This is a genomic window from Streptomyces sp. NPDC027962 (genome assembly GCF_055566095.1).
In genome coordinates this window covers 1-8284 of record NZ_JBVHTA010000081.1, presented here as the reverse complement: position 1 = coordinate 8284, position 8284 = coordinate 1, and the positions used below count along the sequence as shown (strand labels likewise).

The 8284-nt window shown below is 71.9% G+C and carries 9 protein-coding genes; 2 read left to right on the top strand and 7 right to left on the bottom strand.

From position 1 onward, the window contains the following. Window positions 1-86: 86 nt before the first annotated feature. Both ACZ4SA_RS36380 and ACZ4SA_RS36375 read right to left on the bottom strand, forming a co-directional pair. A complete protein-coding gene (locus ACZ4SA_RS36380; protein ID WP_468282963.1) occupies window positions 87-545 on the bottom strand; it encodes a hypothetical protein in 459 nt (152 codons plus the stop codon). Window positions 546-669: 124 nt separating this feature from the next. After that, window positions 670-1881 (bottom strand): pyridoxal phosphate-dependent aminotransferase, encoded by a 1212-nt coding sequence (locus tag ACZ4SA_RS36375; RefSeq protein ID WP_468282960.1) that lies wholly within the window; start codon window positions 1879-1881, stop codon window positions 670-672. Between the two features lie 69 nt (window positions 1882-1950). On the opposite strand from ACZ4SA_RS36375, the gene ACZ4SA_RS36370 reads away from it, so the two are divergent. Then, window positions 1951-2601 carry a winged helix-turn-helix transcriptional regulator gene (locus ACZ4SA_RS36370; protein WP_468282957.1) on the top strand — a complete coding sequence of 217 codons (651 nt, stop codon included), beginning with the start codon at window positions 1951-1953 and terminating at the stop codon, window positions 2599-2601. A 99-nt stretch (window positions 2602-2700) separates the two neighbouring features. Next, window positions 2701-3339 (top strand): nucleoside/nucleotide kinase family protein, encoded by a 639-nt coding sequence (locus ACZ4SA_RS36365; protein WP_468282954.1) that lies wholly within the window; start codon window positions 2701-2703, stop codon window positions 3337-3339. Between the two features lie 3 nt (window positions 3340-3342). On the opposite strand, the gene ACZ4SA_RS36360 is transcribed toward ACZ4SA_RS36365, so the two are convergent. From ACZ4SA_RS36360 to ACZ4SA_RS36340, 5 genes are all read right to left on the bottom strand, one after another. Then, window positions 3343-4224 (bottom strand): carbohydrate kinase family protein, encoded by an 882-nt coding sequence (locus ACZ4SA_RS36360; protein ID WP_468282951.1) that lies wholly within the window; start codon window positions 4222-4224, stop codon window positions 3343-3345. Next, window positions 4221-5132 (bottom strand): pseudouridine-5'-phosphate glycosidase, encoded by a 912-nt coding sequence (locus tag ACZ4SA_RS36355; protein ID WP_468282948.1) that lies wholly within the window; start codon window positions 5130-5132, stop codon window positions 4221-4223. Before ACZ4SA_RS36355 ends, ACZ4SA_RS36360 begins: the two co-directional genes overlap by 4 nt. 147 nt (window positions 5133-5279) lie before the next feature. Then, window positions 5280-6563 carry an MFS transporter gene (locus ACZ4SA_RS36350; protein ID WP_468282945.1) on the bottom strand — a complete coding sequence of 428 codons (1284 nt, stop codon included), beginning with the start codon at window positions 6561-6563 and terminating at the stop codon, window positions 5280-5282. Between the two features lie 26 nt (window positions 6564-6589). Next, window positions 6590-7120: a methylated-DNA--[protein]-cysteine S-methyltransferase gene (locus ACZ4SA_RS36345; RefSeq protein WP_468282942.1), complete on the bottom strand. Its 531-nt coding sequence runs from the start codon at window positions 7118-7120 to the stop codon at window positions 6590-6592. A 170-nt stretch (window positions 7121-7290) separates the two neighbouring features. Beyond that, a complete protein-coding gene (locus ACZ4SA_RS36340) occupies window positions 7291-8169 on the bottom strand; it encodes a glycerophosphodiester phosphodiesterase (protein ID WP_468282939.1) in 879 nt (292 codons plus the stop codon). Window positions 8170-8284: the final 115 nt, after the last annotated feature.

The window sequence follows — 8284 nt, the reverse complement described above, 5'->3', positions numbered from 1 at the left end:
AGGATGATCCTCCGCCTTGCGATTGCACGCACCAGACGCCGCGGGCCCCGCCCTGCGGGCGGACGACGCTACTTTCGAAACACGCCCTAGCGCACGCCCGGCGCAGCGGCGCCGATGAACTCCGAGAGCGTCTCCCGCGCCTGTTCCGAACGGTGCGCGCGGTCCGCCTCGTCCGGCGCCTCGTGCATGCAGTTGGTGACGTCGAATGCGGCCGCCGCCAGCGCCAGCGCCTGCGGGTCGTCGCACACCAGCTGCACCCGGATCAGCGCCTGATGGGCGGTGGAGCGCAGCCGGTACGAGGCGATGCGGGCCTCTTCCGCGACCGCGCTGCCGGGGGAGTCCTGCGCGCGGTGCCAGCGGTCGTGCTGCCCGCGCCGGTAGTCGACGAGGGCACCCGCGAATGCGCTGTACGCGGAGATCCGTTCCTGGCGCAGTTGTTCGGCCCGGGCCAGGAAGGCGGTGCGTTCTGCGGTCTGGCGCTGGAAGTAGTGGGTTGCCATCGAGCCGAGCAGAGTGCCGACGACCGCGATGACCGCTGTCCACATGTGCTGCTCCCGGGCTTGGAACGTCGTTGGGGCGCTGCCGGCCGGGCCGGTGGTTTCACGGCCCGACCAAGCAGGACTGCATCAGATCATCGCAGTGCGGACGGTAGTCAAGCCCTCGGCGGGATTACTGACGGTAGCTGCCGAGAAAGCGGCCGATACGGCTTATCGCGGCATCGAGATCGTCGGCGTGCGGCAGTGTGAGGATCCGGAAGTGGTCGGGGCGCGGCCAGTTGAAGCCCGTTCCCTGGACGACCTGGATCTTCTCGCGCAGCAGCAGGTCCAGCACGAACTTCTCGTCGTTGTGGATCGGATGCACCTTCGGATCGAGCCGCGGGAAGGCGTACAGCGCGCCCTTGGGCTTGACGCAGGAGACGCCCGGGATCTCGTTGAGCTTCTCCCAGGCCCGGTCGCGCTGTTCGTGGAGCCTGCCGCCGGGCGCGACGAGTTCCCTGATGGACTGCCGGCCCCCGAGCGCGGCCTGGATGGCGTACTGGGCGGGGGCGTTGGCGCACAGCCGCATCGAGGAGAGCATCGTCAGGCCCTCGAGATAGTTGCGGGCGTGCTGCCGGGGGCCGCTGACGACAAGCCAGCCCGAGCGGAAACCTGCGACGCGGTACGTCTTGGACAGGCCGCCGAAGGTGAGTACGACCAGGTCGGGGGCGAGCGCGGCGGCGGTGTGGTGGACGGCGTCGTCGTAGACGATCTGGTCGTAGATCTCGTCGGCGAACACCATCAGCCGGTGGCGGCGGGCGAGATCGAGGATGCCCTCGACGATCTCAGGGGGGTAGACCGCACCGGTGGGGTTGTTGGGGTTGATGATCACGACGGCCCTGGTGCGGTCGGTGATCTTCGAGGCCATGTCGTCCAGGTCCGGGTACCAGTCGGACTCCTCGTCGCACAGGTAGTGCACGGCCCTGCCGCCGGCGAGGGTGGTCACCGCTGTCCACAGCGGGAAGTCCGGTGCGGGGATGAGGACTTCGTCGCCGTCCTCCAGCAGAGCCTGGACCGCCATGGAGACGAGTTCGGAGACGCCGTTGCCGAGAAAGACGTCGTCCACGTCGACATCGGTGAGGCCAAGGGCCTGGTAGCGCTGGGCCACGGCGCGGCGGGCCGACAGGATGCCGCGCGAGTCCGTGTAGCCGTGGGCCTGCGGAAGCATCCGGATCATGTCCTGGACGATCTCCTCCGGCGCCTCGAACCCGAAGAGCGCCGGGTTGCCCGTGTTCAGACGCAGGACGCTGTGGCCTGCCTCCTCCAAGGCGTTGGCTTGCTCTATCACCGGACCGCGGATCTCGTAGCAGACCTCGCTGAGCTTGCTCGACTGCCGGAACTCCATGCCGTGGTCCTCCCAGGACTGAATGACGTACTTGGTTTTACCAAGCTGGAGCTTGGAAAGTCCAACAACATGTCTAGACTGCGTCGCATGCCACCACGTCAGACCCGCCGCCGGAGCTACGACCAGTACTGCGCCGCCGCTCGTGCCCTGGACGCCGTCGGCGACCGGTGGACCCTGCTCGTCGTACGGGAACTGCTGGGAGGTCCCCGCCGCTACACCGACCTCCACGCCGATCTGCCCGGCGTCAGCACCGACGTCCTGGCGTCCCGGCTGAAGGACATGGAGCGGGACGGCCTCGCCACCCGCCGCAGGCTGCCACCGCCGTCGGCCGCTTCCGTCTACGAACTCACCGACCGGGGGCGCGGATTGCGGCCCGTGCTGACCACGCTCTGCGAGTGGGGCGCGCCCGCGCTCGCGGAACGCCGCCCCACCGACGCCGTGCGGGCCCACTGGTTCGCGATCCCGCTGCTGCGGGCACTCGAGGCCCCGGACCGGGTCGCGCTCGTCGAGGTGCGGCTCGACGAGGGCGTCTTCCACCTGCGGCTCGGCCACGGCGCTCCCTCCCCGTACGGCGACGGTCCCGCGGACGCCCCTGACGTCCGTCTCACCCTCGACGCGGACACCTGCACGGCACTGGCCGCCGGTGAACTGACCCTGGCGGAAGGGGTGGGTGCCGGGCAGATCAAGGTGGAGGGCGAAGCGGCGCTTCTCGGCGTATGAGATGCCGGGGCGGCCGGCGCCGAGCAGGCCCCGGGCCTTCGAGGCCGGGCCAGGAATGCCGGGCCGGAGGGGCCGGGCCTGCCGGGTGATGATGGGCGGGTGAGACTCGAAGCGATCACCTGGGAGCGGATGGCGGAGCAACTCGCCGAACGGGTGCTCCGGACGCAGGCCCGGGACGGCAGCCCCTGGCTGCGCGTCGGCGTCGACGGCGCGCCCGCCGCGCGGCCCGGGGAGCTCGCGGATCGGATCGGCGGCATGCTGCGGTTGCGGGGGCGGGGCGTCGTGGTCGTGGGAACGGAAGGGTTCCTGCGCCCGGCGTCGCTGCGGTACGAGTACGGACGGGAGGACCCCGACACGTACTACAGCGGCTGGTTCGACACCGGCGCCCTGTGGCGGGAGGTCTTCGGTCCGCTGGAGGCGGAGGGCACCGGGCGGCTGCTGCCCGACCTGTGGGACCCGGCCACGGACCGGGCCACGCGCAGCGCACCCGTTCAACTGCCGCCCGGCGGAGTGCTGTTGCTGCACGGGCCGTTTCTGCTCGGGCACTGGTTCCCGTTCGACCTGACCGTGCATCTGCGGCTCTCGGCGGGCGCGCTGGCGCGCCGCACGGAAGAGGGCGAACGCTGGACGCTCCCCGCGTTCAGCCGGTACGAGGAAGAGGTCGGGCCGGGCGACGCCTCGGACGTGCTCGTACGGGCCGACGATCCGCGTCATCCGGCCTGGGGCGGTATCGCCTGACGCTCATGGCCGGCCGCCCAGGTGTGACACCGCCTCCGCGCCCGCCCGGCATCCCTCCTCCGCCGCCGAACGGGCGTCCGCGCCCGCCAGCCGCGCTGCGAGGAACGCGCCGGTGAACGCGTCGCCCGCGCCCGTCGTGTCCAGCGCCTCGGCGGGCGGGGGCTCGATACGTGCCGTGACCTGGCCCGACTCCGCGACCAGCGCGCCCTGTGCCCCGAGCGTCACCACCGTCAGCGGGACCGAGTGGCTGAGCTTCGCCGCGGCGTCGGCGGGGTCGGGCAGACCGGTCAGCAACCGGGCCTCGTCCGCGTTCGGCAGCAGGACGTCCACGCCCTCGAGCGCCGACAGCATCCGCCGCACGCCCAGTTCACGGATGAAGCCGGCCGAAGCCGGATCCACGCTGACCTTGATCCCCCGGCTGCGGGCCGCGTCCTTCGCGAGCTGCGCCGCGGCCCGGCTGGTCTTCGAGAACAGCAGATAGCCGGACAGGTGCAGATGGCCGACCCCGTCGAGCAGCGACGCGTACCAGTCGTCCGGGCACAGGCGCAGCACCGCCCCGCTGTCCGTGAGGAACGTCCGCTCCGCGGTGGAATCGACGAGCGCGACGACGGTCGCGGTGGGGATCTCGCCGTCGGGCACGAGCAGCGGCCGGACACCCGCCGCGCCCAGCCGCGCGGCGTGCCAGTCCAGGTCGGCGGCGCCCGCCCGGGCCAGCAGCCGCACATCGCGGCAGCCCCGGTCCACCGCCCAGCACGCGACGTTGGACCCGGCGCCGCCGGGCAGGATGCGGATCGTGGCCGCGGTGTCGGTGCCCGCGGCGAGCGGCGCGGCGTGCCGGGCGACGACATCGGTGACGACGTCGCCGACGACGAGGAGACCCGTCATGCGTACGCCGCCGCGATCCGTGCCGCGAGCCGTGCATTGCCGCGCACCGCCGCCAGGTTGGCCTCGAGGGAGGCTCCGTCCGTGTACCGCATCAGCCGGTCGAGGAGGAACGGTGTGACGGCCTGCCCCGTGACGCTCTCCTGTCGCGCCTCGTCGAGCGCCCGTGCCAGCACCCGGTCGTGCAGCGCGGGGTCCAACTGCTCGCCGGACGGCACGGGGTTGGCGACGATCAGCGCGGAGTACGGCTCCGCCACCATGTCCTTCGCCTGCATGACGGCGGCGACCTCCTCCGGGGTGCCGACGGTCCAGTCGACCGGTTCCCCGGAAGACGTCAGATAGAACCCGGGGAAGTGCCGGGTTCCGTACCCGATCACCGTCACCCCGAGCGTCTCCAGCCGCTGCAGCGTGGCCGGTACGTCCAGGATCGACTTCACGCCCGCGCACACCACGGTGATGCCCACCTGGGCGAGGAGCCGCAGGTCCGCCGACTCGTCCTGGGTGTCCGTCCATCCGCGGTGCACACCGCCGAGTCCTCCGGTCGCGAAGACGGGGATGCCGGCGCGGTCGGCGAGCAGCGCCGTCGCGGAGACGGTCGTCGCGCCGCTCGCGCCCGTCGCGAGGGCGGGAGCCAGATCGCGATGACCCAGTTTGCGCATGTCCGGATCGCCCGCCACGCGTTCCAATTCGTCCTTGGTCAGCCCGACATGGGCTCTGCCGTCGAGTACGGCGATGGTCGCGGGGACGGCGCCGCCCGCCCTGACGAGGGCCTCCAACTCCTCCCCTACGGCCAGATTGCGCGGGCGCGGCAGACCGTGCGCGATGATCGTGGACTCCAGGGCAACGACGGGCGCGTCGGTGTCGAGCGCTTCCCGTACCTCTTCGGACACCGTGACTGCGGATTTGGGCATGTCCCATCCCTGGCGCGACGGGGAGTCGTACAAACATCCCGACCCTCGGTGCCCGGTCCGGGCCGGCGGCCGCCGTGACCGTACGGACGCGCGTGGCGGCTACGTCCCGGCGACAGCCCGGGCCCGGCATCTGGACGGGCGCAGCGTCTACGCCTTGGCCACCGCCCGCCGGACCGCCAGCCCCGCCATCGGCACCAGCAACAGCGCCCCGATCACGTTCAGCCACCCGTATCCCGCCTGCGCCACCACCAGGCCCGCCGCCGCGCCGCCCAGGCCCGCCGCCGTGTTCATCGTCAGGTCGGACAGGCCCTGAACCGCCGCCCTCGCGGGCTGCGGCACGGACTCGGTGAGCAGGGTGGAACCGGAGACCAGCCCCGCCGACCAGCCCAGCCCGAGCAGGAACAGTCCTGCCGCGGTCTGTCCGTGGCTCGGGCCCGCCGTTCCGGCCAGCAGTGCGGCCGCGCAGAGCAGGCCCGCTGCGAGTCCGATCACCGCGAGCCGGCCGACGCGGTCCGACAGCCAGCCCATCACGGGTGAGAAGGCGTACATGCCCGCGATATGGCCGCTGATCACCAGGCCGATCAGCTCGATACCGGCGCCGTGGTGGCTGAGGGCGACGGGAGTCATCGACATGATCGACACCATCGCCGTGTGCGAGACGGTCACGGTCACCAGGGCGAGCCGGGCCATGGGGGAGTTGCGTACGGCGAGCAGCCCGGCTTTCAGCGAACGGCCTTCGGGGGAGGTGTCGGCCGTGGACAGGGCCCGCGCGGTGAGCAGCGGGTCGGGCCGGAGCAGAACGAGGACGAGGACGGCGGAGACGAGGAACACCCCGGCCGCCCACAGGAACGGCCCCGCTGCCGCGGGAACGCCCAGCCCGGACACGCTCCGCCCGGCGGGCGAGGCGATGTTGGGGCCGAGCACCGCGCCGATCGTGGTCGCCCACACGACGGTGGAGATGGCACGCCCGCGCCGCTCGGGCTCCGCGAGATCGGCCGCGGCGAACCGGGCCTGCAGGTTCGCCGACGACGCGGCGCCGAAGCCGGCCATGCCGAGGAGCAGCAGCGGGAAGCTGCCGATGACGGCGGCCACGACGACCACGCCCGCGCCCAGCGCACCGATGACGTACGCGAGGACCAGCCCGGGACGCCGCCCACGTGCGGTCATCAGCGCCGCCAGCGGCATCGACAGCACCGCGGTCCCGGCGACCGTGGCGGTCGGGGCGAGCCCGGACAGCGCCTCCGTGCCGCTGACCTCCTGCGCCAGCACCGCGGCAAGCGCGATGCCGGTGGCGACCCCGAGGCCGCCGAGGATCTGGCTTGCGATCAGCACGGCGTTGATCCGCCGGCGTATCGAGGGCAGGTCGGCGGCCGCGACAACAGATGCCTTGCCGCCGTCGGGTATGTCAGGAGCGTCGGACGTCGTGGTCACCGACGCAGTGTGTCAGACGCAGTGCGTCAGAACAGCGGCTGCGGCAGGACGCCCTCGAGCGCAAGCAGCCGGCGCTTGGTCTCCAGCCCTCCGCCGAAGCCCCCGAGCCCGCCGTCCGTCTCCACCACCCGGTGGCACGGCACGACGACGGGCAGGGGGTTGGACCCCATCGCAGCCCCCACCGCCTGTGCGGCGCCCGGCTGGCCGACGCGGGCCGCCAGCTCTCCATAGCCGACAACCGCCCCGTACACCACGCCGGTCATCAGCTCCCGCAGCACCTGTCGGTTGAATCCGGCCGACAGCGACCAGTCCAGCGGCAGGTCGAAGTCGTGCAGGCTGCCCGCGAAGTACGCCTCGAGCTGGCGTATCGGTTCGGTGAGCCGGCCCGTCGCGTCCTGGACGGGCTCCGCCCCGAGACGGCCCGCCAGCTGACCGAGCGCGCGCCGGCGCACCGTCTCGTCGGCGTGGAAGACCACGCTCACCAGGCCCTCGTCCGTCGCGGCGAGGAGCAGCGGCCCGATGTCCGTGCCGATGACGGCCCACTCGAAGGTCTTCATGCGGACAACGCTACGACCGGCCACTGACAGTCGGGCAGACCTGCGTGGGAAGCCCCGCTCACCGGTCCGGTCCGGTCCGATCCGTGGGAAGGCCGTGTCCCGGCGGGAAGCCCCGCTCGCCGGTCCGGTCCGGTCCGATCCGTGGGAAGGCCGTGTCCCGGCGGGAAGCCCTATCCGAGGGCGTCCCGCACGACGTCCGGGTTGTTGGTGATGATCCCGTCCACCCGGAAGCCCGCCACGCGCGTGGCGGCCGCCGCGTCGTTGACCGTCCAGGTGCTGACCCGCAGCGGTTTGCCGTGCGCACCCTTGAGCGCGTGCACCGCGGCCACGTACTCGGCGGTGAGGGACGTGTGCGTCGGGTTGATCTGGTCGGTGAACGCCGCGTACGACGGCAGATCGGGGATCGCGGGCGTGCCGAGGAATCCGGTCGTGATGTCCGGCCGCTGCCGGTGCACCGCCTGGACGCTGTCCTTGCCGAAGCTCTGGATGACCAGCCGGCTCCTGACGTGGCGGCGGTCGAGCCAGCCCTCTTCGCCCAGAACCCGCAGGGTGTCCTTCTCGATGCCGGGGTAGAGCTCGGGCTTCTTGATCTCCAGCAGCAGCTTCTGGTTGTTGTCGTCCACGCGGTTCAGGTACTGCTTCAGTGTCGGGACCCGCGCGCCGGTCCATTCGGCGCCGCGCCAGCTGCCCGCGTCCAGGGTGGCGATCTCGGCCGCGGTGAAGTCCTTGACCTTCCACGGGGCGCGATCCGGGAAGACCCGCTCCACGTCGGTGGTCCGTGCGAGTGAATCGTCGTGCACGACGACCAGCTCGCCGTCCTTGGTGCGCTGTACGTCGTTCTCGACCCAGGCGAAGCCCATCCTGGCGGCGAGGTCGACTGCCGCGAGCGTGTTCTCGGGCGCGTAGGCGGATGCGCCGCGGTGCGCGATCACCAGCGGAGCGTGGTCCCGGGCGGCCGCGCGCTCGGTGCCGGTCGCGGAGCCGGGCAGGACCAGTGCGGAGATTCCCAGGGTCGTGGCGGCCAGTGATGCGACGGGGCGTGCGTACACGGGGGTTCCTCACGTCGTTGAACCTCGATCCACCGCGTGATCTCTGATCACGCGATGTGATTGTTTTTGGGGTGGGTTTTCGGTTTCGGGCAGGGCGGGTTTCCGGTTGGCCGCT

Bases quoted from the DNA above. Each gene is read 5' to 3' on its own strand.
- ACZ4SA_RS36380 (WP_468282963.1), bottom strand. From the start codon at position 545: ATGTGGACAGCGGTCATCGCGGTCGTCGGCACTCTGCTCGGCTCGATG.
- ACZ4SA_RS36375 (WP_468282960.1), bottom strand. From the start codon at position 1,881: ATGGAGTTCCGGCAGTCGAGCAAGCTCAGCGAGGTCTGCTACGAGATC.
- ACZ4SA_RS36370 (WP_468282957.1), top strand. From the start codon at position 1,951: ATGTCTAGACTGCGTCGCATGCCACCACGTCAGACCCGCCGCCGGAGC.
- ACZ4SA_RS36360 (WP_468282951.1), bottom strand. From the start codon at position 4,224: ATGACGGGTCTCCTCGTCGTCGGCGACGTCGTCACCGATGTCGTCGCC.
- ACZ4SA_RS36355 (WP_468282948.1), bottom strand. From the start codon at position 5,132: ATGCCCAAATCCGCAGTCACGGTGTCCGAAGAGGTACGGGAAGCGCTC.
- ACZ4SA_RS36345 (WP_468282942.1), bottom strand. From the start codon at position 7,120: ATGAAGACCTTCGAGTGGGCCGTCATCGGCACGGACATCGGGCCGCTG.